We start from the raw sequence: 26,836 nt of genomic DNA on the forward strand, positions 1-26,836 counted from the left end.
ATGGGCTACTCTTATATAGATGTATAGTCACTTAGCTTAGACTTATAGCTTGTAAGGAGGTATATTATGAAGAACACAACACCCGTTTTTATTCATACACCTTATATTAAATTGGACCAATTGTTAAAATTTGAAAGCATTATTGAAACAGGCGGTCAAATTAAATTTTTATTAGAAGAGTCTCAAATATTAGTCAATGGCGAAGTATGTACTCAAAAACGCAAGAAAATATACCCTGGTGATGTGGTGACTATCGAAGGTGTAGGTTCTTGGCAAGTGGAATTAGAGGAGGCTGAAGAGTGAATATTCACTCCTTAGAGCTCATTAATTTTCGCAACTATGAACATAAAGAATGGCAATTTAAACCCTCTATTATGGTTCTTTACGGACCTAATGGGGTGGGGAAAAGCAATCTCTTAGAATCTATTTATGTAAGTACTATTGGCAAAAGTTATCGCACCAATGAGACGAGCGATTTAATTCAATTTGGCAAAGAAGCGGCTGGGATTGTGGTCAATTTTGAAAAGAAAGAAACCAATCACAAGATTAATTTACGCCTTAGTGGCAAAGAAAAGAAAGAAATTCGACTCAACAGTAATCGAATTTCTCAAAAAGAATTGATGGGCACGCTAAATACAGTTATTTTTAGCCCTGAAGATTTACAGCTTATTAAAGGCTCTCCTTCACTTAGACGGCGTTTTATTGATATTGAAATTTCTCAGACTAGTGCCATGTATTACCAACAATTGCACATGTACAATAAGATTTTGCAGCAGCGCAATAAGGTGCTAAAAGATTCTTATGGCAAAGCAAATTTGAATTTAGAAGAATGGGATCAGCAATTAGCTAACACGGCCTCATTTATTGTAAAAAAACGCTTAGAGAGTTTGCGTAAAATCAATTTGCTCTTAGATTTAATGAATCGACGCCTTACGAATGGGAAGGAAAATTTGCGCATTATTTATGAACAAAGTTATGGCGATCAAAAATTAGTTGTAGAAGCCAAGGATTTTTATGAGCTGTTACAACAGGCCTTACCTCAAGATAGACGGCGCATGACGACATCGATTGGACCGCATCGAGATGATTTAAAATTCTTCTCTGATTCTATGGATTTAAAGCGTTTTGGCTCACAGGGACAACAGCGAACAGCTATTTTATCTTTAAAGCTAAGTGAGCTAGAATTTATAAAATCTGAAGTAGGAGAATATCCAATTTTACTTTTAGATGATGTACTCAGTGAGCTCGATAAGGAACGAAGACAGAATTTGCTAAAATTTATTCATCGCAGAATTCAGACTTTTATTACGACCACTGACCTTGATGATGTGGCAACGTTAACTGATGTGATGATTATTCAATGTGGGGAGCGTGGACAGCATGAGGAATCATAAATTAGAATCCTTTACTGAATGCATGGACTTTATTCAGGATTCCCAGTCCTATGAAGGCTATGAATTTTATGGCTTAGTTCCCCTTATGAAATTGCATTACTATTGGCCTGATGTAGTGGGCAAAAGGGTGAGCCAATACTGTAATATAGTGAGTATTAAACCTCCTACCATTGTAATTGGGACGAATACATCAGTATGGCTCAATGAATTGAAAATGGTGGCGCCTAAATTATTAAAGGTTATCAATGAGTTTTATAGTCCTTATTATAAACAGCCCATCATTACAGAAATAAAGCCTGTCATGAATAAAAAGAGCTCCATTCATGAGGTAAAAGTACAGCCTCTTGGCGTTTGGGAAGACTTTCGTCAACGAGAACGAATTGATTTTTCTAAAATTAATTTGAGTGATGAAGAAATAGCTATCATTGAGGATACTTGTGCGCAGATTAGTAATGAATCCTTGCGTAAGGCCTTTCGGGATGCACAGATAAAGCAATATAAAAAGCGTCATGTACTTCATGCTAAGGGCTATCATCCTTGTCCATCCTGTGGTTTATTGATTGAACCAGAAGATACGATGTGCAAGTCTTGCATTAATAAGGCACAGCGCGTGCGCATTAGTGATCTTCAAGAAGTATTATTTCAATATCCCTATTGGAAATATGATGAAATATTAAAAATATATCCTCATTGTTCAATGGAAGAATTTAATGAAGCTAAGCGTAATATGATTTATTATTTTTTAAATCAAATACGAGCTGGCTCAAAAGACAATTATGATTTATATATGGCGGCCATGTTGATTACGGCGAAAAAGGCGGAGGACTTAGATCCTAAATTTGTAGTGAATTTAACTAACAAATATCGCAAGCCAGAGTTTAAGAAAAAATAATTACAAAAAATTTTACTAAAAGATGATTAAATTATCATTTTATTGATAAATAAATAAAAAGTTGAAGAAAAATATGATAAAAATAAAGAAATAGGTACAAAAGTATAGATTAGTTTGATAAAATAATATAAAATATAAAAAATTAAATTGTTTTTTCATGTATATCATTGTATTATTTCAAAGAAAGAGAAGTTTATGTTTGTTCATATATCTGATACCTATAGTGTGGCCATGGATGAGATTATTGCTGTGGTGCAGACGATTCCCCTTATTAAAGGCAAGCGTCGTCGCAATAAACAATGGAATAATGCACGGGTTGTTACTGTTTTTCCCGATGAACCTGTGGAAAGTTATTTAATTACTGTGGATACTATTTATGCTCTCAGTATGTCTATTACAGGTGTAGGTAAGCGATTAGCAAAAGCTTCTAAGGGAATTCCAGTGTCCTTATACACAAAAAAATAAAATCATAGTATAATTAAATGTCTTTTTAGTATAAATAAATGTATCATAAAAGCCAGCTTAGCCTTTCGACATAAGCTAAGCTGGCTTATAACGATAAAATGGATGGATTTGATTAAGTCAAAACTAATAGATAGTTTTAGGGAGGAGCAAGTATGGCAGAACAACATTATGGAGCCCAGGATATACAAGTTTTAGAGGGTCTTGAAGCAGTTCGCTGCCGTCCAGGCATGTATATTGGTAGTACCTCAGCCAAGGGGTTACACCATCTTGTATACGAAGTGGTTGATAATAGTGTGGACGAAGCCTTAGCTGGTTACTGTACTCATATTGAAGTGAGTATTAATGAAGATAATAGTATTACCGTAGTTGATAATGGCCGTGGTATTCCTACAGGGATGCATGAAACAGGTGTACCAGCCGTAGAATTAGTATTAACTAAACTTCATGCAGGCGGTAAATTTGGTGGCGGTGGCTATAAAGTATCCGGTGGTCTCCATGGGGTAGGTATTTCCGTAGTAAATGCTTTAAGTGAATGGACGATCGTCAAGGTATGTCAAAATGGTAAAGAGCATGAAATTAGCTTTGAACGTGGTTACTTAAAGCAGCCATTAACGGTAATTGGCGAGGCTAAAGAAACAGGTACAACTGTTATTTTTAAGCCTGATGCTGAGATTTTTGAAACTACTATTTTTGATTTCAATGTACTTCGCACGCGCTTACAAGAATTAGCTTTCTTGAATAAGGGACTTCGCATTACTTTAACTGATAAGCGCGAAGAAGAAGATAAAGTTGAAAGCTTTATGTATGAAGGGGGTATTGTGTCCTTTGTACAGTTCTTAAATGAAAATAAGGATATCGTAAATCCTACGGTTATCGACATGGAAAATACCCGTGATGATGTAGTAGTAGATGTAGCCCTTCAATATAATGATGGGTATAGCGAAAATATTTTATCCTTTGTCAATAATATTAATACTATCGATGGTGGTACTCATTTGAGTGGCTTCCGCAGTGCCTTAACTCGTACGCTCAATGACTATGGTCGTAAAGCAGGACTCATTAAAGAAAATGAAGCCAATTTGTCCGGTGAAGACGTGCGTGAAGGGCTTACGGCTATTATAAGTGTTAAAGTGTTAAATCCTCAGTTTGAAGGCCAAACTAAAGCAAAGCTTGGCAATAGTGAGGTGAAGGGAATTACTGATACGGTAGTATCAGAAGGATTGAAGGTCTTCTTAGAAGAGCATCCAACTGAAGCTAAACGTATCATCGACAAGGCTACAACGGCTAATCGTGCTCGTGAAGCAGCTCGTAAAGCACGTGAGTTAACTCGTCGTAAAAATGCCCTTGAAATTAGCTCTTTGCCAGGTAAATTGGCAGACTGCTCAGAAAAAGATCCACATATGACTGAGATTTACTTAGTCGAAGGTGATTCGGCGGGCGGCAGTGCTAAACAAGGTCGCGATCGTCGCTACCAAGCTATTTTGCCTCTTCGCGGTAAAATTTTAAATGTAGAAAAAGCGCGATTAGATAAGATTTTAGCTAATAATGAAATTCGCTCCATGATTACGGCCTTTGGTACAGGGATTGGGGAAGATTTTGATCTCAGCAAGAGCCGTTACCATAAAATTATTATCATGACAGATGCGGACGTAGATGGTGCGCATATTCGTACTTTATTGCTCACATTCTTCTATCGTTATATGAAGCCATTGATTGAAGAAGGTCGCGTATATATTGCGCAGCCACCTTTATATCAAATTAAGAAGGGCAAGAGCCATTGGTATGTATATAGCGATGCTGAAATGGCTACTAAGCTCGATGAAATTGGCCGTGATAATATTACAATTCAACGTTACAAAGGTCTTGGGGAAATGAATCCTGAACAACTTTGGGAAACAACTATGAATCCTGAAAATAGAACTATTTTACAGGTAAGTTTAGAGGATTCTATTGAAGCAGATAAAATATTTAGTGTTCTCATGGGCGACAAGGTAGAACCTCGTCGTAAATTTATTGAAGACAATGCAAACTTGGTGAGAAACCTTGATTTGTAAATAGAGAAAGGGATGATGTTTACGTGGATGGACTATCTTCGGATAATAAATTACGTCGTAGTTTGAAATCACGCCATATGAATATGATTGCCCTCGGCGGATCCATTGGTACAGGCCTTTTTGTGGCCGGTGGTGAAGTTATTAGTACTGCTGGACCTGGTGGTGCTTTGGTAGCATATGGTTTTATTGGCATAATGGTATATTTCTTAATGACTAGTTTGGGGGAAATGGCAACATATTTGCCAGTGCCAGGGTCATTTGGAACTTATGCATCGCGCTATGTAGATCCAGCATTTGGCTTTGCTCTAGGCTGGAATTACTGGTTTAACTGGGCCATTACTTTAGCAGCAGAACTTGTAGCTGGTGCTTTGATTATGAAATATTGGTTTCCAGATATTCCTGCTATTATGTGGTCAGCTTTATTTTTAGTGGCCTTATTCTTGATGAATTATCTATCCACGCGTTCATTTGGGGAAAGTGAATATATTTTCTCTAGTATGAAGGTTATTACAGTATTCGTCTTTTTATTTGTTGGTTCCATGCTCATTATTGGTGTGGGCGGCAATTCACCAGGTTTTGAAAACTGGACTCGTGGGGAAGCCCCTTTTGTAGGTGGATTTAGCTCTATTATGGCTATTTTCATGGTGGCTGGTTTCTCCTTCCAAGGCACCGAGCTTATCGGCGTTGCTGCTGGTGAATCAGAAGAGCCGGAAACAAATATTCCTAAGGCGATTCACTCGATTTTCTGGCGCATTTTGATTTTCTATATTGGTGCTTTTATCGTTATTGGCTTCCTTATTCCTTACGATGATCCTAATCTTTTAAAATCCAGTGTAGAAAATGTTTCGATTAGCCCATTTACTTTGGTGCTTGATCGCTTTGGTTTTGCCTTTGCAGCTAGCTTTATTAATGCCATTATTTTAACTGCTGTATTATCAGCTGGTAACTCTGGTTTATATGCATCAACTCGCATGCTCTATGCTATGGCTAAAAATGGTGAAGCACCGGCAATGTTCACTAAGTTAAATTCTCGTGGCGTACCGTCTAATGCATTATTTGCTACAGCGGCATTTGGTCTATTTGCCTTTGCTACGTCTTTAATTGGTGAAGGGGCTGCATATACTTGGCTAATTAATATTAGTGGTATGAGTGGCTTTATTGCTTGGCTTGGTATTGCCATTGCGCATTACCGTTTCCGCCGCGCTTTTAAAGCGCAGGGTAAAGATCTTAAAGCAATTCCTTACCGCGCTTTATTATTCCCATTCGGTCCAATTTTTGCTATTATTCTCTGCTTAATTATTATGGCAGGTCAGAATTATACAGCTTTTATGGGCGAGTCTATTGACTGGTATGGTGTAAGCGTAGCCTACATTGGTATTCCAGTGTTCTTACTTGTATACTTTACGTATAAAACTAAAAATAAAACACGCGTTATTCCTTTAGAAGAAGTGGATTTAGCGCGAGACTATGATAAATAAGAAATTGTTTATCATGGGGTAGCTCATAAAGAGCGTATTGTAAAAATACTAAAAAGTATAAAAAGTAAAAAAGTAATATAAAGTACCTACTGAATATATTAACTTTGAGGAGTTAATAATCAGTAGGTATTTTTTTATACAGTTTTTTTTATAGTTTTTTATTTTTAGTATATAGTTTTCTCTTTTTGGTATTTAGTTTTTATTTTCTTTTATATATAGTTTCATTTGCTTTTGGTAGCAAGTTTTTCATTCGCTCTTTTTTACAAAATTTTATATAATAGAGAGTATATATAGTATGAGAGACAGAGTTGGACCTGGTCCATTGAAAGGATGAGTTTTTTGAATTTACTCAATAGGATTCATACACCAAGTGATGTAAAAGAATTATCACCAGCAGATTTACCAATATTGTGTGAAGAAATTAGAGAGGCTTTAATTGCAAATATGAAGGCTGTAGGGGGACATTTAGGACCTAATTTAGGCTTCCTAGAAGCAACGGTCGCTTTACATTATGTATTTGATTCACCAAGAGATAAAATTGTGTATGATGTGTCGCATCAATCTTATACTCATAAAATTTTAACAGGCCGTAAAGATGGTTTTGTAGATCCTGCGCATTATGGCAAGTATTCTGGTTATACTAATCCTAATGAAAGTGAACATGATATGTTTACCATTGGCCATACATCCACGTCAGTTAGCTTAGCTACAGGGCTCGCTAAAGGGCGTGATTTATTAGGTGGTACAGAAAATATTATTGCTGTTATTGGCGATGGCGCTTTATCTGGTGGGGAAGCTATGGAAGGCTTAAATATTGGCTCTACCTTAGATAGCAATTTAATCGTTGTATTCAATGATAATGATATGAGCATATCTCCTAATGTGGGTAGTATGTATAAGCATTTTAAAGCTTTGCGAGACCATAAGGGACAATTAGAACATAATTATTTTACTATTATGGGCTTTGATTATTATTTCGTAGAAGATGGTCACAATATAGATGAATTGATTAAGGCTTTTAAGGCCGTTAAAGATGTGCCGCGACCAAGCTTAATTCATGTAGTCACTACTAAGGGCAAAGGCTGGGCTGAAGCAGAGGCTGATAAGGAATCATTCCACTATATTAATGCAGCTCATAAGCCGAAAAAGGGCACCACTCTTACCTATGCTGGCGTAGTGGCAGATCATTTATTGGAGAAAATGAAAACTGATCCTGCCGTTATCGCTATGACTGCAGCGATTCCTGGTACATCAGGCTTTAATCCAGAGCGACGTGCTAAGGCAGGCAAACAATTTTTTGATGTAGGCATTGCAGAAGAGCATATGATTGCTATGGCAGCAGGCCTAGCTAAAAATGGAGCTAAGCCAGTTGTATTGGAAAATAGTACGTTCTTATCACGCACTTATGACCAGCTAAGCCAGGATCTTTGTTTAAATAGCAATCCTGCCACTATTATGTCCTATGGTTTAAGCGGTGGTATTGGCGCTACTGATGCTACTCATACAGGAGCCTTTGATTTAGCTATGATGGGCAGTATTCCTAATTTAATTGTCCTTTGCCCAGCATCAAAGGATGAAGTATTAGCTATGCTTGATTGGTCTTTAGAACAACGAGAACATCCCGTAGTTATTCGTGTGACAGGGGCTGTTCGGAATGAACCGAGTGGTATAGCTTTTTCAGGGAAGTTGACTAATGAAGTGACTCATAAAGGGCAAAAGGTAGCTATTCTAGGTTTAGGACCATTCTATTATTTAGGTAATCAATTGCGTGAAGCGTTAAAAGCAGAATTAGGCATTGAGGCTACTTTGATTAACCCGCGTTTAGCCTCTGATGTAGATTCTAATACATTAGATGCTTTAAAAGCAGACCATGAAATTATCATCACTTTAGAAGATGGCGTTTTAGCTGGTGGTTATGGACAGAAAGTAGCTCATTACTATGGGCCTACATCTATGAAAGTTCTTACTTATGGTATGGAAAAAGAAGTAAATGATCGAGTACCAAAAGATGAATTATATGCTCGTTATGGCTTAGAGCCTAAGTCTATAATTGAAGATATAAAAGCCTTGTTAAGAGAATTATAGTTATTATGATTGATTAGGAATAAGAGTGGTCTTAGACCAGATAGTTGATAGAATACAGTATAGAAAGGTCAATGATGGCAAATATATGGCGCATAAAAACAACTGAGGAAGCGAATAGCGAACTTTGTTTAAAAGAGCAGATGATTTGCATTGGTTGGCCTCCTTATATGGATGACGAATTATATACAACTATTGTGTCTGAGAAATTTAAATTTAAATCTGTTGAGTCTACATATATTGATACTGATGATGAACACACTAGTATGACCTCAAATATTACGGCAACTTCTGGTATTACGGCAAATTCTGGTGATTGTAATCAAGCTATTACACTTGAGGAGATTGAAAAAGAGTTTATTGCTATTAATACTTATGAAGCTTATGAAGCTGTAATTGCTAAATATGGGCTATATAGTGGACCTCAACATAAGGGGCGCAAATCCAGTGTTAATACATTTGCTAATAAGATGCAAGCTGGTGACTATGTATGGCTTAAATATAAAAGCCAGTATTATGTAGGTCAAATACGGGATGACAAACTGATTTTTAAGTATAATCAAGAGCAAGCGATATTAGATGATAAGCATGATTATATGAGGCGCTATGTACAGCGCTGGGTTCATATGGGTGATGAGAGTAAAGTGCCAGGTGCTGTTGTGAGAGCCTTTGCTTTTCGCGGTAGTACAGTACAACGCATTGTAGATGGTGAAGCAGCGGTAAAAGCATATTTGCAGTTTTTCTTAGATAGAAATAAGGCGGAACATTCTGAATTTTTACCTCCTTATAATGAAACAAATTTTTATGAGGAAGCCTATTCCTATGTGATGAAGCTTGATGAATCAATCTTAGAGGAAGCTAGTATATATGAAGCGTTTAAAAAACAATTTTTTGCTCTTTTAGGAACAGATGATTGTGAAGACTTGCTATGTTTTTTGCTATATTATACATATGGTTATATTCCTTGGCCTTCTACGAATAAAAGAAATATGGCAACATATGAATGTATTTTATTGGATCCTAAACAAGTGGGGAAGGAAATTTATATTCAGGTAAAAAGTGGCACATCGCAAATTTTACAGCCACAGGCTTATGAAGATTTAATTGCATTACATGATAGGAATGAAGTATATCTATTTAATGTATCAGACCAATATGGTGAGCCTTCAAAGTATAATCAAATACATATGATTGGAACTGATGAAATCTTTAAAGATTTGCTCAGTAAGCGAAAAAATGGGCGTGGCGAGATTCTTCTAGACCTTGTATCTGCGCGCATTATATATTGGCTGGCCATTGCATATAAGCAATTTGTTAAAAAATTTTAAAAATTATCCTTGACTTGAAGTCTACTTCAAGTTTTATAATGAATTCCGTAGTTAAGAAATTGAAACTGTTATATTTGAAAGGCAGCTATGAATTTCTTAATTATGGAATTTTTTTATCTCATAATTAGATGTAAGCGAATGCATGTAATTATGAATTATGTATTTACATGAAATTATAAATTATGTACTTACTAGATTTTAGATAGAACTGATTCAGTTCTTGTTATATATAGAAAGGAAGTATTTATGGATACATTACATTTATTAGATTCAGTAAATAGCCCTAAAGATATTAAACAGATGACAATTGAGGAATTGAAGCAATTAGCAGCTGAAATTCGCCAAGTACTTATTACACGAGTTACTGAAACTGGTGGCCATATGGCGCCAAATCTAGGTTTTGTAGAAGCTACATTAGCTTTACACTATGTATTTAATTCACCAGTTGATAAATTTGTATTTGATATATCTCATCAATCTTATATTCACAAAATTTTAACAGGTCGCAAGGAAGCCTTTACAGATCCTGCATCGTATACAAAATATTCTGGATTTACTAATCCTAATGAAAGTGAACATGATTTCTTTACTATTGGTCATACTTCTACAGCGGTTAGTTTGGCAACAGGTTTAGCAAAAGCGCGTGATCTTAAAAAAGAATCTGGCAATGTAATAGCTATTTTAGGTGATGGCTCCTTATCTGGTGGGGAAGCTATGGAAGGCCTTAATATAGCGGCTACATTAGATAGTAATTTTATAGTTCTTTTCAATGACAATGACATGAGTATTGCTCCTAATGAAGGTGGTATTTATAAACATTTAAAAGAATTGCGCGATACAAAGGGAAAGGCAAGTAATAATTACTTTAAAGCTATGGGCCTTAACTATGTATTTGTAGAAGATGGACATGATTTGGCTAGCTTAATTGAAACCTTTAAAGCAGTAAAAGATAGCCAAGAACCTATTGTTATTCACATGGTAACAGTGAAAGGGAAAGGCTATGCGCCAGCAGAGGCAGATAAGGAAACATATCACTATATTTTAGGCAAAGATTTTGATCCAGAAGTATATAGTCAAGAAGAACATTATGATGAAATTATTGCGAGTCATTTACTGGCTAAAATGAAAGCTGATCCTACCGTTATTGGCTTAACTGCTGGGGTTCCAGGTATTGCTGGCTTTGATGCAGCTCGTCGTGCAGAAGCAGGCGCTCAATTTGTAGACGTTGGGATTGCAGAAGAACATATGGTAGCTATGGCAGCAGGGCTTGCTAAAAATGGCGCTAAGCCTGTTATTTTAGATGCAGGTACTTTCTTACAACGTACATATGACCAATTGACACAAGATTTAGCATTAAATAATAATGCAGCGACTATTTTATCCTTCCCATTGGGCGGTGGTATCTCCTCTATGGATGCTACACATTCCAGTGCTTTTGATATGGCTATGATGAACAGCATTCCTAATTTAACAGTTCTATCCCCAGCTACTAAAGCTGAATTATTAGATATGCTTGATTGGTCATTGGAACAAACTGATGGTCCTGTTATGATTCGCGTTCCTGGTGGCGCTGTGAAGACTTATGAAGCAGGAAAAGCATTTGATGGTACCTTTACTAATGAAATCACTGTTAAGGGTGATACAGTAGCTATTTTAGGCCTTGGTGCTTTTTATGATTTAGGTATTCAAACTAAAGAATTATTAGAAAAAGAATGCCAAATTAAAGCGACTTTAGTTAATCCGCGCCTTTCCTCTGCAGTAGATAAGGCGACTTTAGATAGCTTAAAAGCTGACCATACATTAGTTATTACCTTAGAAGATGGTGTACTTGATGGAGGCTTTGGTGAAAAAGTAGCCCGTTACTATGGTCCAAGCTCTATGAAAGTATTAAACATTGGTATGAATAAAGAAGTAAATGATCGCGTTCCTATGGACGAACTTATTGCGCGCTATCATTTAAGTCCAGAGCTTATTGTAGAAGATATTAAAGAGATTTTAAAATAATTGGATAGATTTAAATGAAGTTTCATACTTTAAAATTAATTGAATAAAATAGATAAAATTACAAGCATATATATAATTACAAGTATATATAAAACTATCTAAATCTATCTAAATCTATCTAAAGCCTTTAAAGATATCTAGAATTATATAATTTTATATAAAGTGTTAAATACTATAGCCATAACCTCAGCTCCTATGTAGGTTATGGCTATGTTTTTCTATGGGGAATAGCGAAATAGGGAGAAATTTGATATACTTAAGATTAATACATAAGAAAATGCATGTAAAGTACGCATGTAAGTATCCACTTTAGTAAGAGGAGAGTGATATATAAGTGGACGGTGATGTAGGTCTGGAGATACTCATAATTTTATTGTTAATTGTGGCCAATGGCTTATTTTCAATGACGGAATTGGCTGTTGTGAATTCTCGTAAAGGCTTATTAGAAGATAGTGCTGAAAAAGGCAGTATAGGGGCTCAAAGAGCCATTCAATTATCGGAAGATCCGAATCAGATGTTTTCGACGATTCAAATTGGTATTACCTTGATTGGTATCGTTACAGGTTTGTATTCTGGAGCGGCCTTAAGTGACCCTCTAGCTAAGAGTATTAAGGAATATATTCCTTCCTTAGCTACCTATGCAGATTCCTTTAGCCCTATTATTATCGTTTCATTAACGACGTATTTGTCGTTAGTTATCGGTGAATTGGTGCCAAAGCGTTTGGCTTATAATTCACCAGAGCGCATTGCCATTATTATGGCTGTGCCAATGCATTATTTTGCAGTCATTGCAAAACCTTTAGTGGCTTTACTGAGTGTATCTACTTCTGGTCTATTAAAATTAATGGGCGTAAAAGATAAGGAAGAATCGCCTGTTACAGAAATGGAAATCAATAAAATGCTCACCCAAGGTGTTGAGCTTGGCGCCTTTGAAAAGGATGAACCTCGCTTAGTCGATAATGTATTTAGATTAGCTGATTTAAATGCAGGCGATGTTATGACACCGCGGACGCAGTTAAAATGGTTAGATTTAAATACATCTGAAGAAGAAATCAGAGAAACACTTTGTAATTCCACTCATTATCGCTTGCCTGTAGGTTTTGATTCCTTAGATGAATTAAAAGGCTTAATTATTGTAGCTGATGTATTTGCCTCTTATATAAAGGATGAGCAAAGCGCGTCTTTAAAAGCAATTGTAGAAGCTAATATTAAAGAGCCTGTAATGGTTCCTGAATCAATTACTTTGATGAAATTATTGGAGTTATTCCGTACAGAAGGCGTTCACGAAACAGTGGTGCTTGATGAATATGGCGGATTTAGTGGTTTAGTTACTCTTCATGACATCATGGAAAAACTAGTTGGTTTAATGCCTGCAAGTGAAGACGAGATGAAGGAAGAGGAAAATCGCATCATCAAACGCAATGATACAACTTGGCTTGTAGATGGGCTTATTAGTATTGACGAGTTTAAAGAATATTTTTCTATAAATAAAGAATTGCCTGGTGAAGATGAAGATTTATATAAAACGGTAGGTGGCTTCTTTATGTATCTCTTTGGTCGCATTCCAAAAGAGTTAGACCGCGCTACTTGGGAAGACTATACATTTGAAGTGGTAGATATGGATAATGTGCGCATTGATAAAGTAATGGTCATTCATGAAGTATTGAGCGAAGAAGCTACAGAGGAAGAATCTTAATTTACACCTAGTATATGAGCTGAGTATTCTTAAACTTACATAGAGAAAAATAAGCTAAATCATTAGATTTCATTATGTATTTTGTAATAATAAGATAGTTTGAAAATGATTGTATTGAATAATTATTAAAAAATATATATTTATATTCTCCAATATAAATATATTTGAAAATAAAAAATCCTTGGAAAAGTTATTGAATAAAAAGATAACTTTTCTGAGGATTTTTTATTATATCTATTGAATTAATGTAGTTTTCGCGATAAAATAGATATAGTGGATTATGAAGAAAGAATTAAAAATATTAATAACGAGTAATATATATTATTGTACATATTGTATAAAACTAAAAGTTAGAAAATTATATTTAATATTAAATATAATCGATTTTAGAAAGGTACACTTATGAAAGCACTGCAGTTGGTTATGCAAGGCAAGTTTTTTGATGTAAGAGTACATAATCTACAAATGCCTGCCATAGGAGCTGATGAAGTATTAGTTAAAGTTATGTATGCTGGTGTGAATCCAGCTGATTATTTAACTGCTACAGGATTTTTTAATATTGCTAAAAAGCCTACACTTCCTTATACCTTAGGTTATGAGTTGTGCGGTAAAGTTGTAGCTAAGGGGCAACTTGTTCACCATATTACTGTTGGTGATATTGTGATTGGCAGCGGTGAAGGTTGCTTCGCTTCTTATGTGGCGCTGAAAGAAAATCAAATTGCTAAATTGCCTGAATTCTTTACTATGGCGGAAGGTGCTGCCATTCCTATTGCAGCCTTGACAGCCTATCAAGCATTTAAGGCGTTAGGTATTAAAGGATTAGAAAGCAATACTACGATACACGAGGCGGTAGAAAGTACTATCTTGCCTGCTCATGAGTTGTTACAGGCTAGAGAGTCTCTATTTATAGCAGGCGGTACTGGTGCAGTTGGTTTTATGGCCATCGCACTAGCTCATAAGTTAGGGCTTATTACCTATGTAAGTGGCAATGGTAAAAAGGCAGAGCAAGCTATGGCATTAGGAGCTAAACAAGTCTTTGATTATAAGTCTACATCACTAATCCAATTAAAAGAGTCAGTAACTTATGGTCTCGATATGGTTGGTGGCACTATGACGCACAAATTGCAACAGTTAGTAAGGGACCATGGCTCTGTAGTGACTATAAAAGGGATTCCTACCGGTGAGTTTGCCAAAGCAGAAGGACTAGCTTTTTGGCAGCAACAGCTTTTACAATGAGCATCTATGCCTTATCGGTATTATGCGGCTTGGCGTCATCAGGTATATGAATTTATATCGGTTAAACCGGGAAGACAAGACTTAGAATATATGCTAGAGGTCATTCAAGAAATAGGATATAAGCCTTCGATTGATAGTATCTACTCCTTAGAGGAGGGAGAGAAGGCGTTACGCTATGTCAATGTAGGTGGTTTAAAAGGTAAGGTGCTACTAAAGATACAATAATGGTAAAGGTACAGTAATTATAAAGACTTAGTAAATCTAAAGATTGAGTATTTTAAAATAGAGAAAATTTAAAAGTATATCCAAATTAAAGATTGAGTAATATTAAAGGCATAGTTATTTTAGAGACAGTAATTTTAAGAATTCAGGTAGATACATATAATTTTAAAAGGAGATCAATAGATTTAGAACTTCGCTGGTAAATAATTAAATGAAAAAGGAGATATTTATGGAGAGACATTCAAATGTAGGGGAAAATAAAGAGCTTATGGCAGCGTTTGATACATCTATAGATCAATTTAAACCATTAATTGAAACCATCAGTGTTTTTTCTACTTATATTAATGAATTGAGAAAAGACTTTTTAAAGGAGTCTATTAAAACCTATATAGATTCTGTACCTACTGATAAGGCATCAGGTATATTAAAGAAACGATTTAATCATTCAGAGATGCAAATTATTAGCTATATAGAAGCTAATGATGATAACACAGCTACTTACCAAGAATTAGTGCAGGCTATGCCATTCTCACAGGGCATGCTGTCTCGCTATGTAAAGCGACTATCTACAGAAGGTTTAATTGTTAAGTTCCATAAGAGTAATGATTTAAAATCTATTTTGTTGCGCACTACTGAGCTAGGCAACTCCTTTGCTTTGATTCACAATGAGCTTCATAAGCTAGAAGATAAGTATTATGAAAATCTATTGGGCTCTCTTCCTTCTGAAAAAGTACAGCATACCTTAGAAGTACTGGAAATTATTTTAAATAGCAAGAGATTCTTATCTCCAGAAGATAGAGGTAAGCAAAATTCATTAGCTATTCCTAGCAAGGTATAATGAATTTTTTTGATATGTCATAATAAAATATGAATACGAATATTTAGGCTTCATACCTAGGTTTCTTTACATAAAAATAAAGGAACCTAGGTTTATTTATTAATTTTTTATTAGTTAGATATAAAATAAATCTATTAGCAGATTGACAATTTCTGACTCCATACGTACAATTAACTTAATTATTACCAGTAATATATTATATAATGAATAGGGACATATTATGTATATTAAACGAGATATAATTCTTAGTTGTAAGGAGGTTGTTTTGATGTGGAACAGAGTGAATAGATCCTGGAAAGGTAGACTAGGTATACTCAGTGTTTTACTCATTAGTATAGGGTTAGTAGTCGGCGGTTGTGGTAAGGATGAGGAGACTGTGAGTACAGTGCCTTTAGTTAAGACTATGGTCGTTGGCAAAGATTCTGTAGGTCAGGAAAATTCTTTGGCCGGTACAATTAAGAATCGCTATGAAACGGCTTTATCCTTCCAAATTGGAGGTCGTGTAGTACAAAAGAATTTTAATATTGGCGATCGCGTGAGCGCTGGTCAAGTCTTAGCTGTTTTAAGTCAAAGTGATACGAGTAGCCAAGTGCAAAATGCACAAGGTGCATTGGCTGCAGCGCAGTCCCAATATGATTTAGCTGCCACTAATGTAGAGCGTTATCGCACTTTATATTCTCAGGAAGCGATTAGCCAATTACAATTAGATCAGATGGAAAATAGCTTTAAAGTAGCTGCCGCACAATTAGCGCAAGCACAGGCTAATGTTCAGATGAGTACGAATCAACAAGAGTATACACAGCTAGTAGCGCCAGCTGATGGTATCATTACGGCTAGTTCTGTTGAAGTAGGACAAGTAGTAGGTGCTGGACAAACAGTAGGCTCTATTGCCGTAGGCAATGAACCAGAAGCTATTATTGCCATTCCAGAGCAAATGCTAGCTTCGGTCACTACTGGTACAGATGTGAAAGTTTCATTTTGGGCTTTGCCTAATGAAATTACAAATGGCGTAGTACGAGAAATTTCACCAGTACCAGACCCTACAGCCCGTACTTATACAGTAAAAATTTCCTTGCCTAATCCACCCGCTCAATTGCAATTAGGTATGACTGCTAATGCTGTATTTGACCAACAAAATGCCACAGGTGTTACTGTGCCATTAACAGCATTAGTGAATACAGACTCCAGTAACAAGGGCGAAGCTCAAGTATATGTAGTTAAAGACGATACAGTTCATTTAGTAACAGTTAAAATTGGAGCTTTAGGTAAGAACAGTGTTGTTGTTGAATCTGGTTTATCTAAAGGTGATAGAGTAGTTACCGCCGGAGCTGATAAACTAGAGGAAGGAGCTAAGGTACGTATATGAGTCGTTTTAACTTAGCTGACTGGGCTCTTAGACATAAATCGATTGTTTATTTCTTTATGGCTATTCTATTTGCTATAGGTGCCTTCTCCTTTATTAATATAGGGCGTATGGAAGATCCTAATTTTACCATTCGCACCATGGTAGTAGCAGCTACTTGGCCAGGGGCCTCACCAGAACAAATGTCAGAGCAAGTGACTGATAAATTAGAAGAAAAAATTCGCGATTTACCAGGCCTTGATTATACAAAGAGTTTTACTGATGGCAATAAAACCGTCATTTATATTAATTTAAAAGAAACCTTACCGGCTGATGAGGTGCGAGCCGCCTGGACTGAAGTGCGCCATATGGTAGATGATGAATGGCGCAACTTGCCGTCTGGTGTACAAGGGCCTATCATTAATGATCGCTTCGATGATGTGTATGGAACTATTTATGCACTCACTGGGGACGAGTATTCCTATGAAGAAAAAAGAGCCTATGCTGAAGATATTAAGCGTATTTTACTGTCTGTTCTCAATGTGAAGCGCATTGATTTAAAAGGTGTGCAAGAGCAGACTTTATATGTGGAAATAAACAAAGATAAATTAGCTTCTTATCACATTAGCAGCAATACTTTGTTAAATGCCATTAAACAGCAAAGTGCTATGGTTCCATCAGGGATGATTGATACGGATACTAATAATGTGTATTTACGTGTTAATGGTCTCTTTGATAGCGTAGAAGCTGTACGCGATATGCCTTTGCAGATTAATGGACAAACTTTACGCTTAGGTGATATGGCAACGGTGCGCTTAGATTATGAATCGCCACAAAGTCCATTATTTTACTATAATGGCAAGTCTGCTATAGGTATTGCCGTTTCCATGGATCCAGGGGCGAATAATATTGAATTTGGCGAGGCCTTAGATGCTAAATTAGCTTCCTATAAATCTGAATTGCCTTTAGGACTTGAAATTGGTCAAGTATCTAATCAACCTAAAGTAGTGGACGAATCTATTAGTGAATTTACTCGCTCTTTATTTGAAGCTATTACTATTGTACTCATTGTAAGCTTTATATCCTTAGGGGTGCGCAGTGGTGTTGTTGTAGCTCTTACAATTCCTGTCGTTGTGGCCAGTACCTTTGTGGGCATGTATGCAGATGGTTTAGAGCTACATAAAGTAAGTTTAGGGGCCTTGATTATTTCCCTGGGCTTATTAGTAGATGATGCTATTATCGTAGTGGAAATGATGACTTTAAAGATGGAAGAGGGCTTAGATACGCATAGTGCGGCTACCTTTGCATATAAGGCTACGGCCTTCCCTATGCTTAGTGGTACTTTAATTACTTGTGCAGGCTTTTTACCAATCTTTTTATCAAAAGGATCCGTAGCTGAATTTACACACACTTTATTTATCGTTGTATCAGTAGCATTACTCTTATCTTGGTTTGCCTCTGTATTGGTTAGCCCTGTTCTAGGGAGTAAGCTAATACGAATTAAAGAAAATCATGAAGAGAGTCGGGCTGTACGAGTACAAAGAGCCTTTTTAAAACGCTTTGAAAAAGTTTTACATTGGGCTCTAGGGCATCGCCGTATTGTGTTGGTGACGACTTTGATTTTATTTATTGTATCTCTTCTTAGCGTGCCACTAATTAAGGTGGAATTCTTCCCGAATTCAACGCGACCAGAAATTATGCTGTCTGTGCAATTTCCACAAAGCTCTTCCTTGCAATATACTAAGGAACAAGCTGAGAAATTAGATAATTTACTCAGTGGAGATAAGCGCATAGAACATTATTCTGCTCATATTGGTGAAGGGGCACCGCGCTTTGTGTTGACCTTAGAGCCAGAGGTGGAGCGCAATAATTTTATGCAGTATGTAATTGTCGCCAATTCTCTAGATGATCGCAATAGTTTATATGAAGAATTACAAACTAAGCTTAAAGATGAATTTCCTGCTGCTTTAATTAATATGAATTTTATTCAAACTGGGCCACCTTCTAAATATCCTATTATGTTCCGCGTATCAGGTCCTGATATGAAGGAAGTAAAAAATATTGCCCTTAAGGTAGAAGATGTTTTTAAAACCTATCCAGAAATTACCGATATTTCGCAAGACTGGCCAGATAATACACCGAATGTATCTATTCATATAGACCCAGCTAAAGCGCGCATGATGGGCGTTGATAGCTATTCTGTGAGTCTAGACTTACAAAGTAAGATTTCTGGCGTAGCAGCTGGTGAATATTATGTAGGTAATCAAACCATCCCAATGAAGTTTAAACTTGGTGGCGATGAAAGCCACAATATGAGTGTATTGCAAAATATTCCTGTGCAAACAGGCTCTGGTGCCTATGTGCCACTCAGCCAAATTGCTACGATTTCTATGGATTCGGAAGATGGAATTATTTGGCATCGCAATATGGCGCCAACCATTACAGTTCATGGTAATGTACCGCCTACAGTGATGGCCAATAGTTTAGCTAATGATATAGATAAAAAACTAGAAGCTCTACGCTCTGAAATTCCAGCAGGCTATACAATTGAAGTAGGTGGCTCCGCAGAACAAAGTAATATTGCTATGGATAATTTAAAAGGTCCTATGCCCATTATGCTCTGCTTGATTATGATAATTCTCATGTTCCAATTGAAGAAAATATCGCTTATGCTCATGGCCTTACTTACAGCTCCATTAGGACTCATTGGCGTTGTTATTACTATGTTATTAACTAATACACCTATGGGCTTTATGGTAGTACTAGGGGTTATTTCTTTAAGTGGTATGATTATCCGTAACTCTATTATCTTAATTGATCAAATAGAATTACATCGAAAAGAAGGACAAAGTTTGTATGAAGCTATAGTTAGCTCTACCATTCTTCGCTTTAGACCGATTATGCTGACTGCATTAGCAGCTATTTTAGGCATGGTGCCACTTATGCGCAGTGCCTTCTGGTCGCCTATGGCCATTGCCTTTAGTGGTGGTCTTTTAGTGGCTACGATATTAACTTTGGTAGTTTTACCGGTTATGTATGCTGTGTATTTTAAAGCACCTAATGAAGATAATTAATAAAATACATATTGATTAGTTACTGCTATATATGGTTAAATAATAACAGAAGATAAGACTAACAATTAGAAAGGGAGCTATTAGGATGACTAATGTAGCGTACTATGCTATCCATTATGGGGTAGATGAAAAGGGATATATTGCTTTTAATAAGGAAACAAAGGATGTAGAGGTAGTCTTGCCTGCTGAAGAATGGCAGCAAAAAGTATGGTCTTATTTACATACAGACCAACAAATAGAAAAGGCTACAGGTCTTGATACATATGAAACAATTACTATTGCACCTTTAGAGTCCTTAGAGAATCTAAAATTAGCCCTTACCTTGATGTGGGAACGCACTGATGTGCAAGTTGACTGGAGTCGACCTGTAGAATTAGATGGGCAATTGATTTTCCCTGAATAAGTTTTATACACAATGTGTAAGTTTTATAGCTTTGCCTTAATAAGTGAATAGATTATAAAATAAGGCTATGTCACAACAAACAGTTGATAAATAGCCATTTTTATAGGGGAGTATCAGAACTCCCCTACAAACTGTTATTTGCAGTTATCTATACTCATTTGGAATTTCGATATGAAGTGTCTCACACAATAACTTCACATCATGTGCATCATTTTCATCAAACTCGTATCCCAGATGGAACATTACTTGACTATATGGTTCAATACAGGAAACCTCTATTTCCTCAATTCTTCCTTTACCCGAAAAAGTTTCTACCGGAAAACAATCCCCATCATAAAGAATTTCACCTTCGTCCGTATATTCAAAACAATGCAAATCAATAATTCTGTTTTTCAAATCTTCCCATACAGTATGGTTCAATGTTGTATATTCCATCTTAATCTCATAAAAGCCATTAGCTTTCATTATTTCTATAAAGTTCTGATAATCGTTCTTTTCTACAAAAATGTCAATATCATTATGGGCTCTTGACTGATATCCAAGAAGAGCATCTACACCCCAGCCACCATCAAGAAAGACTTTAATCTCCGCATCTATTGCAAATTGAAGAATCTGTTTTACATCTGTTATATTGACCATCTTATCATCTCCACAAATTCTAATTAGGCGACCAGAGGAACTGCTGGTCTGTTTGATAAATCTCTGCATTTAGCAGTTTTCAATGTTGCCAAAACAAAAGTTAAGAAGATGTTCCTTTTCTCCATGTCGCTTTCTTTGGCGTAATTTACAAGGTTATTCCACACAAGATAGTTGTTCAGATACTTGGTAGAAACACCGTTAAAGCCACGCATAAACCTCTTTAGCTGGCTATGGTAGCTATTGATATGTTGGATATTATAAATGCCTTTCTTGGCTTTGCCAGTCTTTAACTGCACAAGGTCAATGCCATTGGCATTTGTAAATCTCACATAGGAGTTCATCTTGTCCGTAACAAGAGTGGAATTGGTCTTAATCCTACCATCATAAATATGATGTAAATCTCTTGTAGAAACTCTACCAGTATTCGTAATCTTGGAGATAGACAAGCCATTCCTATTAACCGCACAAGGAACACATACCTTTTCTTGGGACAAGCCTCTGATATGTGTAGAATGACCACGCTTATGAGCCTTGCGTGGCATAGCAAATGTCTTACTCTTGCTATGATTGCCCTTGTACGAGATGGCGAAAAAAGTTTCGTCAGCCTCAATAATGCCGTCAAGGGTAACATCGTCTGCCATATTCTGAAGTGCATCCAAAATCTTGTGTCTCCAAAGGAATGCGGTGTTTCTGTGAATCCCACAAGCAACAGCAGTCTTACGAATGGATAAGCCATTCATCATACAATCAATGTACTGCTCCCACACGGACAAGTCTTTTCTTGTACCAGACACAATGGAGTTCGTAGCAATCACGAAGGACTTGCCACAATCCTTACATACATATCGCTGTGTGCCATCTTTACGATGACCATTGCGAACCACATGGATACAGCCACAAAGAGGGCATACACGACCATTTGCAAAGCGTTCCTTTGCTACGAAATCTTCAATATTCAAAGACTTTACAAAGGCAGGACTTAAAAGCATTGTTTTAAGGCTTTCCTGCTCTGCGACAGTCAACTTACCGATAATATCTAATGCGTCTTTGATAGTAGGCATATCCAATTACCTCCTTCGGTGGTACTGTTTCTTACTATTATTATACGATATTTCTCGTCAAAAATCAACCATTTGTTGTGACAGAGCCTAAAATAAAAATAACATCTTACTACTAAAGTGAGATGTTATTTTTTATACATAGTTAGCTCGAACAAAGTTATACACAAAATCCTGTGAATAAGTTGTGGATAGACTGTGGATTCATTGTGTGTAAAGTCTTTGTAAAAGTGGATAAGTACAATAAATAGTGGATAATTCTGTGTATAAGTACATATTATTTGTGGAAAAACCCCGTTGTTGTGGTAAAAATTAACTCATGCACAGCAAATTGTAAAAAATATTATCCACAAGGGATAGACGCTCTATAAAATCGAATATTTGTCCACATTTAGTCTCAATTATGGGGATAAGTTTGGGTATAAGTATTAATAAATTGTAAAATATAAGTTATTAGCTTTGATAGATAACGTGTGTAAGTGTTTGAGATGTAGTGTATTGGTTATACTATCTAAAACTTGAATTTTTGAGACATAACTTGCGTAAGTGTTTGAGGTATATTGTTAAAATTTAGAGTATCTAAAACTGATGATGGTAACGTAACAATTAATGCAGCGTTTGAGAGGAGTGTAGATATTGTTGCGAGAATAGTACTGAACGTTTATAATAAGTATATTATTATGCGCCCATAGCTCAGGTGGATAGAGCAGCAGTTTCCTAAACTGCGTGCCGTGCGTTCGAATCGCGCTGGGCGCACCAAATTTTTAACTAATTTTTTAGTATATTAGTTTAAGAAGATATTCAAAATTTGAAATAGTAAATTTATAGACATAATAGCAGTTCTTATAAAGTAAAATTAATCTTTACAAGAGCTGTTTTTTTAGCTATCTTAAATATAAGATGAATTTTAAATTGGTTTATGCATTTAAATCTTATCTAAAAAAGGAGTGTTATGATGAAACGTAAATTTACTATCTTTTTAGCTTTATGTATGTTAGCATTAGCTACTTTAGTAGCAGGGTGCGGCTCTTCTGAAGGGGATAAATTTATTGGGACCTGGGAGGGGCCAACAACAGAAAGTAAATTAATCGGTACTTCTTATCGAGCGATGACTATTGAAAAGTTAAGTGAAACTCAATTTCAAATAACTTATTATCACACAACCGATGGAAGCAAAGCTTTTCATAAACTACCTGTTACATCTAGAAAAGAAGTGGTAACAGCAACATTAAACGAAAAAGATCCTAAAGTATTATTAAAACAAGCTGGAGAAAAAATAATTTTACTAGAAAATGAAAAGATACAAGATACTGAATATGATAATAATCAATATACAAAGAAATCAGATAAAGTATTAACTTATAATGAATTAAAACCACTTCCAGATGCACCAGAACCCAAATAATAAAAAAAGATAGCGTACAGCTTACTGTACGCTATCTTTTTTTGCCATTTAATAATATAATATATTTTGTAAGTTTTATGCATTTAAATGTTTAAAAATTCTGATAAACTTAATTCGAATCAGATGTAATAAAATTTACAATGAAAAAGTATGCAAAAATAATGGGTTTAGTTGAGAAGGGAGTTTAGAGATGTTTAAAAATGTAAAAGCACCACATACATTTGTGTTGCTTGTAGGTCTTATTATTTTAGCTGTTATTGCTACTCATTTTGTACCGGCAGGGTCCTTTGAACGCTTTAAAGATGCTGAAACAGGTCGTACTTTAGTAAAGGCTGGTTCCTTTGCTTTTATTGAATCAAATCCAGCCAGTCTTTGGGATGTGCCGGCCATTGTGTATAAGGGCATTGTAAAATCAGCGAGTATTGTAACTTTTATTTTAATTATTGGCGGGGCCTTTGAAATTATTATAGATACAAAAGTATTCTCGGCCTTGGCACAGCGTATATCTAAGTTATTTACAAATCGTCGCTTCTTAGTGATTCCTGCCTTTGTGACATTATTTTCAATTTTTGGTACTACCATGGGCATGTCTACGGAAGTTATGATTTTCGTACCTATTGGTATAGTGCTAGCTGAGTCTTTAGGGCTTGATCGCGTTACGGGGACGGCTATGATAGCCATGGGGGCAGCTATTGGCTTTACGTCAGGTGTACTAAATCCCTTTAGTGTTGGTGTAGCCCAATCTATTGCGCAATTGCCGTTATTTTCTGGTAGTGCTTATCGTATTTTTATCTTAGTCGTTTTAATTGTTATAACTTCTTTGTACATTATGTGGTACGCTAAGCGCGTAATAGCAGATCCTACGAAGAGTATTGTATATGGGGAAGCCAATCCTCCGGAATTTGAACTTGAAAAAGAAGAAGTTCCTCTTGATGTGCGTATGAGCCTTAGTTTGTTGGCCATTGTATTAAGTATGGGCATATTAATCTATGGCTTAGTAAAATTAGATTGGTATTATGAAGAAATGTCAGGTCTCTTCCTCACATTAGGTGTAGTAGTGGGCCTTATTGCTGGTTATGATGTAAATAAAATTGCTAAAATCTTTGGTCGCGGTTGCGCGAATATTTGCGTTGGCGCATTGATTATCGGTTTTGCTCGGGGCATTGAAGTCGTACTAGGCGATGCTAAAATCATCGATACCATCGTATATTACTTATCTAATGTAGTTGATGGCATGCCAAGTTCCTTACAGGCTGTAGGCATGTTCCTCATCCAGTCACTTATTAACTGCGTTATTGTATCTGGATCTGGTCAAGCAGTAGTTACTATGCCATTGATGACGCCATTGGCTGATATTATTGGGATGAGCCGTCAAACCGCAGTATTAGCCTTCCAATTGGGCGATGGCTTCTCTAACTCTGTATTGCCGACTTCATCATCCTTGATGGGCTTCTTGGTAGTATCGCGCATTCCATATACTAATTGGTTGAAATTTATGATGCCATTATTTATTTTATGGACTGTAGCAGGTTGTGTATTTATGATTGGTGCCATTTTAATCGGATATTAGTATTCGTATTATTGTGGCGAAATAAAGAGCGCTGGCTCTAAGGAGTATACATGAAAGAACAGGATCTTAAGGAGATTAAACAGTATTTAGCCCAATCTATAGGAGCGGACTTAATTGCATTAAATGATGCTATATTTAATCTAAGTGAATTATCTGGCGAGGAGTATGAATCGTCGAAGCGATTAATGGACTATTTAAAGGGATTAGGCTATACCGTAGAAGCTGGTGTAGGCGGCATGGAAACAGCCTTTAGAGCTACTTATGTTCATGGCGATGGGTCTGGTCCTTCCTTTGGTCTTTTAGCGGAATATGATGCGTTAGAGCGCTTAGGTCATGGCTGTGGTCATCATATGCAGGGGCCGGCTATTATTGGTGCTGCTGAAAGTATTCGAAAATTTGCCGGGCAGGCTAATTATAAAATTGTAATTTATGGCACGCCGGCAGAGGAAACATTAGGCGGTAAAATTGTTATGGCCGATAATGGCTGTTTCCAGGATATTGATATAGCTCTTATGATGCATGCTGCTGATTCTACTTGTGTAGATGTGAAATGTATGGCACTAGAAAATTTCGTCATTACATTCCATGGTAAATCCTCTCATGCCGCTATGAATCCTGAAGAAGGGCGCAGTGCTTTTGATGCTGTATTATTGAGCTTTAATGGTATTGAATTTTTACGTGAACATGTGCGTGAAGATACGCGCATGCATTACACTGTGCGCGATGCAGGAGGGGCTCCTAATGTAGTGCCTAATACGGCTATAGCAGAATATACCTTGCGCTCCTATGATACGGCGTATTTAAATGAAGTAGTGGAGCGCTTTAAGAATATTTTAAAGGGCGCTGCCTTAATGACCGATACGACCTTTGAGGTACAACGAGATTATCCATTTAAAGCTAAAATTCCTGTTCATAGTTTGAATGATTTAGTCATGGAACAGGCCATTAATTTAGGGATGCCGCAGATTACAGCACCAAGGGAGAAAACGGGGTCCACTGATTTTGGCAATGTTATGTACATGGTACCAGGTACTTGTATTCGCACGGCCTTTGTAGATCAGGGGATTGCTGCCCATTCTACGGAATATGTAGCAGCCGGCACTACTGAGCGAGGTCATGAAGCTATGCTTGATGCGGCTGTTGTTTTAGGGGCTACTTGCTTAGACTTATTACATGACCCTAGTAAATTAAAGGCGATTCAAGAGGAATTTACGAGCCATAAGAAGTAGTAAGAGAATAAAGATAAAAAGCTTTAAGTAATAGAAATATAAAGACTTAAGGAATAGAAGTATAAAGTAGTTATACAAATGAAGTACAAAGTAGAAATACAAATATAAAGTAGAAATACAAATAGCATAGTGAATACAGGAGTATTTCATCCTTAAGTTTGTGCGTAGTATTCTGATTTTGTATCCTATAGTTTTAGTATAGAGACTAAAGAAAATCCCCCATATATTCGAGTATTATATACATATATGGGGGACAATTTTGTACACAGTAAAATAAACTAGCCATATAAGGCCTTAGTAGCAAGCCTAGCCTGCGAAATTGACTAGTAAATTACAAAGTGGGTTATGATATACCCGGCAGGGGCAAATTCTGATTTTAGTAATGCTAAAAATAAAATTGTTTTGTATAATATAAGTTAGTTTATAT

The 26,836-nt window shown here is 36.3% G+C and carries 21 protein-coding genes and 1 tRNA gene; 20 read left to right on the forward strand and 2 right to left on the reverse strand.

Going from position 1 to position 26,836, the window contains the following annotated elements; all coding sequences use genetic code 11:
- Positions 1 to 66: 66 nt before the first annotated feature.
- The 16 genes from QZR90_RS06330 to QZR90_RS06405 all read left to right on the forward strand — a co-directional run bounded on the left by QZR90_RS06330 (position 67) and on the right by QZR90_RS06405 (position 20,508).
- Positions 67 to 303 carry an RNA-binding S4 domain-containing protein gene (locus QZR90_RS06330; RefSeq protein ID WP_295789962.1) on the forward strand — a complete coding sequence of 79 codons (237 nt, stop codon included), beginning with the start codon at positions 67 to 69 and terminating at the stop codon, positions 301 to 303.
- On the forward strand, positions 300 to 1,394 hold the full coding sequence (gene recF / locus QZR90_RS06335; RefSeq protein WP_295789964.1) for a DNA replication/repair protein RecF: 1,095 nt from the start codon (positions 300 to 302) through the stop codon (positions 1,392 to 1,394). The genes QZR90_RS06330 and recF overlap by 4 nt, the downstream gene beginning before the upstream one ends.
- The gene (locus QZR90_RS06340; RefSeq protein WP_295789966.1) at positions 1,381 to 2,286 is read left to right on the forward strand and encodes a DUF721 domain-containing protein; all 906 of its coding nucleotides are present in this window, start codon (positions 1,381 to 1,383) and stop codon (positions 2,284 to 2,286) included. The genes recF and QZR90_RS06340 overlap by 14 nt, the downstream gene beginning before the upstream one ends.
- 195 nt (positions 2,287 to 2,481) lie before the next feature.
- Entirely contained in the window at positions 2,482 to 2,751 is a 270-nt protein-coding gene (locus QZR90_RS06345; protein ID WP_295789968.1) for a hypothetical protein, read from the forward strand.
- A gap of 152 nt (positions 2,752 to 2,903) precedes the next feature.
- Complete coding sequence (gene gyrB / locus QZR90_RS06350) at positions 2,904 to 4,805, forward strand: DNA topoisomerase (ATP-hydrolyzing) subunit B (protein WP_295789970.1); 1,902 nt, start codon at positions 2,904 to 2,906, stop codon at positions 4,803 to 4,805.
- Positions 4,806 to 4,882: 77 nt separating this feature from the next.
- A complete protein-coding gene (locus tag QZR90_RS06355) occupies positions 4,883 to 6,283 on the forward strand; it encodes an amino acid permease (RefSeq protein ID WP_295790104.1) in 1,401 nt (466 codons plus the stop codon).
- Positions 6,284 to 6,613: 330 nt separating this feature from the next.
- A complete protein-coding gene (locus QZR90_RS06360) occupies positions 6,614 to 8,368 on the forward strand; it encodes a 1-deoxy-D-xylulose-5-phosphate synthase (protein WP_295789972.1) in 1,755 nt (584 codons plus the stop codon).
- Positions 8,369 to 8,439: 71 nt separating this feature from the next.
- A complete protein-coding gene (locus tag QZR90_RS06365) occupies positions 8,440 to 9,693 on the forward strand; it encodes a hypothetical protein (protein ID WP_295789974.1) in 1,254 nt (417 codons plus the stop codon).
- A gap of 246 nt (positions 9,694 to 9,939) precedes the next feature.
- Positions 9,940 to 11,697, forward strand: a complete 1,758-nt coding sequence (locus QZR90_RS06370; protein WP_295789976.1) for a 1-deoxy-D-xylulose-5-phosphate synthase — start codon at positions 9,940 to 9,942, stop codon at positions 11,695 to 11,697.
- Between the two features lie 334 nt (positions 11,698 to 12,031).
- The gene (locus tag QZR90_RS06375; protein WP_295789978.1) at positions 12,032 to 13,393 is read left to right on the forward strand and encodes a hemolysin family protein; all 1,362 of its coding nucleotides are present in this window, start codon (positions 12,032 to 12,034) and stop codon (positions 13,391 to 13,393) included.
- A gap of 402 nt (positions 13,394 to 13,795) precedes the next feature.
- Entirely contained in the window at positions 13,796 to 14,629 is an 834-nt protein-coding gene (locus tag QZR90_RS06380) for an alcohol dehydrogenase catalytic domain-containing protein (RefSeq protein WP_295789979.1), read from the forward strand.
- 6 nt (positions 14,630 to 14,635) lie between these two features.
- Positions 14,636 to 14,854, forward strand: a complete 219-nt coding sequence (locus QZR90_RS06385) for a zinc-binding dehydrogenase (RefSeq protein ID WP_295789981.1) — start codon at positions 14,636 to 14,638, stop codon at positions 14,852 to 14,854.
- Positions 14,855 to 15,080: 226 nt separating this feature from the next.
- Positions 15,081 to 15,689: a MarR family winged helix-turn-helix transcriptional regulator gene (locus QZR90_RS06390; protein WP_295789983.1), complete on the forward strand. Its 609-nt coding sequence runs from the start codon at positions 15,081 to 15,083 to the stop codon at positions 15,687 to 15,689.
- 268 nt (positions 15,690 to 15,957) lie between these two features.
- Entirely contained in the window at positions 15,958 to 17,055 is a 1,098-nt protein-coding gene (locus QZR90_RS06395; protein WP_295790106.1) for an efflux RND transporter periplasmic adaptor subunit, read from the forward strand.
- Positions 17,052 to 20,105, forward strand: a complete 3,054-nt coding sequence (locus QZR90_RS06400) for an efflux RND transporter permease subunit (RefSeq protein ID WP_295789984.1) — start codon at positions 17,052 to 17,054, stop codon at positions 20,103 to 20,105. The genes QZR90_RS06395 and QZR90_RS06400 overlap by 4 nt, the downstream gene beginning before the upstream one ends.
- A gap of 85 nt (positions 20,106 to 20,190) precedes the next feature.
- Positions 20,191 to 20,508, forward strand: a complete 318-nt coding sequence (locus QZR90_RS06405) for a hypothetical protein (RefSeq protein WP_295789986.1) — start codon at positions 20,191 to 20,193, stop codon at positions 20,506 to 20,508.
- Positions 20,509 to 20,652: 144 nt separating this feature from the next.
- Here QZR90_RS06405 and lnu(C) read toward each other — a convergent pair whose 3' ends face one another.
- Positions 20,653 to 21,147: a lincosamide nucleotidyltransferase Lnu(C) gene (gene lnu(C) / locus QZR90_RS06410; protein ID WP_019543803.1), complete on the reverse strand. Its 495-nt coding sequence runs from the start codon at positions 21,145 to 21,147 to the stop codon at positions 20,653 to 20,655.
- Positions 21,148 to 21,170: 23 nt separating this feature from the next.
- A complete protein-coding gene (locus QZR90_RS06415) occupies positions 21,171 to 22,208 on the reverse strand; it encodes an IS1595-like element ISSag10 family transposase (RefSeq protein ID WP_002837184.1) in 1,038 nt (345 codons plus the stop codon).
- 679 nt (positions 22,209 to 22,887) lie between these two features.
- Here QZR90_RS06415 and QZR90_RS06420 point away from each other — a divergent pair.
- The 4 genes from QZR90_RS06420 (at position 22,888) to QZR90_RS06435 (ending at position 26,409) form a co-directional block, all read left to right on the forward strand.
- Positions 22,888 to 22,964 (forward strand) — tRNA-Arg (locus QZR90_RS06420).
- Between the two features lie 196 nt (positions 22,965 to 23,160).
- Entirely contained in the window at positions 23,161 to 23,610 is a 450-nt protein-coding gene (locus QZR90_RS06425; protein WP_295789989.1) for a hypothetical protein, read from the forward strand.
- A gap of 190 nt (positions 23,611 to 23,800) precedes the next feature.
- Positions 23,801 to 25,180: a YfcC family protein gene (locus QZR90_RS06430; RefSeq protein ID WP_295789991.1), complete on the forward strand. Its 1,380-nt coding sequence runs from the start codon at positions 23,801 to 23,803 to the stop codon at positions 25,178 to 25,180.
- Positions 25,181 to 25,230: 50 nt separating this feature from the next.
- Complete coding sequence (locus QZR90_RS06435) at positions 25,231 to 26,409, forward strand: amidohydrolase (RefSeq protein ID WP_295789993.1); 1,179 nt, start codon at positions 25,231 to 25,233, stop codon at positions 26,407 to 26,409.
- Positions 26,410 to 26,836: the final 427 nt, after the last annotated feature.

The sequence above is a fragment of the uncultured Veillonella sp. genome (assembly GCF_900545795.1).
Lineage (GTDB): Bacteria > Bacillota > Negativicutes > Veillonellales > Veillonellaceae > Veillonella_A.

Coding starts and splice junctions, on each gene's coding strand:
- QZR90_RS06405 (WP_295789986.1), top strand. CDS start 20,191: ATGACTAATGTAGCGTACTATGCTATCCATTATGGGGTAGATGAAAAG.
- QZR90_RS06415 (WP_002837184.1), bottom strand. CDS start 22,208: ATGCCTACTATCAAAGACGCATTAGATATTATCGGTAAGTTGACTGTC.
- QZR90_RS06370 (WP_295789976.1), top strand. CDS start 9,940: ATGGATACATTACATTTATTAGATTCAGTAAATAGCCCTAAAGATATT.
- QZR90_RS06385 (WP_295789981.1), top strand. CDS start 14,636: ATGCCTTATCGGTATTATGCGGCTTGGCGTCATCAGGTATATGAATTT.
- gyrB (WP_295789970.1), top strand. CDS start 2,904: ATGGCAGAACAACATTATGGAGCCCAGGATATACAAGTTTTAGAGGGT.
- QZR90_RS06390 (WP_295789983.1), top strand. CDS start 15,081: ATGGAGAGACATTCAAATGTAGGGGAAAATAAAGAGCTTATGGCAGCG.
- QZR90_RS06355 (WP_295790104.1), top strand. CDS start 4,883: ATGAATATGATTGCCCTCGGCGGATCCATTGGTACAGGCCTTTTTGTG.
- QZR90_RS06395 (WP_295790106.1), top strand. CDS start 15,958: ATGTGGAACAGAGTGAATAGATCCTGGAAAGGTAGACTAGGTATACTC.
- QZR90_RS06380 (WP_295789979.1), top strand. CDS start 13,796: ATGAAAGCACTGCAGTTGGTTATGCAAGGCAAGTTTTTTGATGTAAGA.
- QZR90_RS06345 (WP_295789968.1), top strand. CDS start 2,482: ATGTTTGTTCATATATCTGATACCTATAGTGTGGCCATGGATGAGATT.
- QZR90_RS06400 (WP_295789984.1), top strand. CDS start 17,052: ATGAGTCGTTTTAACTTAGCTGACTGGGCTCTTAGACATAAATCGATT.
- QZR90_RS06340 (WP_295789966.1), top strand. CDS start 1,381: ATGAGGAATCATAAATTAGAATCCTTTACTGAATGCATGGACTTTATT.
- QZR90_RS06365 (WP_295789974.1), top strand. CDS start 8,440: ATGATGGCAAATATATGGCGCATAAAAACAACTGAGGAAGCGAATAGC.
- QZR90_RS06360 (WP_295789972.1), top strand. CDS start 6,614: ATGAGTTTTTTGAATTTACTCAATAGGATTCATACACCAAGTGATGTA.
- QZR90_RS06435 (WP_295789993.1), top strand. CDS start 25,231: ATGAAAGAACAGGATCTTAAGGAGATTAAACAGTATTTAGCCCAATCT.
- QZR90_RS06430 (WP_295789991.1), top strand. CDS start 23,801: ATGTTTAAAAATGTAAAAGCACCACATACATTTGTGTTGCTTGTAGGT.
- QZR90_RS06330 (WP_295789962.1), top strand. CDS start 67: ATGAAGAACACAACACCCGTTTTTATTCATACACCTTATATTAAATTG.
- QZR90_RS06425 (WP_295789989.1), top strand. CDS start 23,161: ATGAAACGTAAATTTACTATCTTTTTAGCTTTATGTATGTTAGCATTA.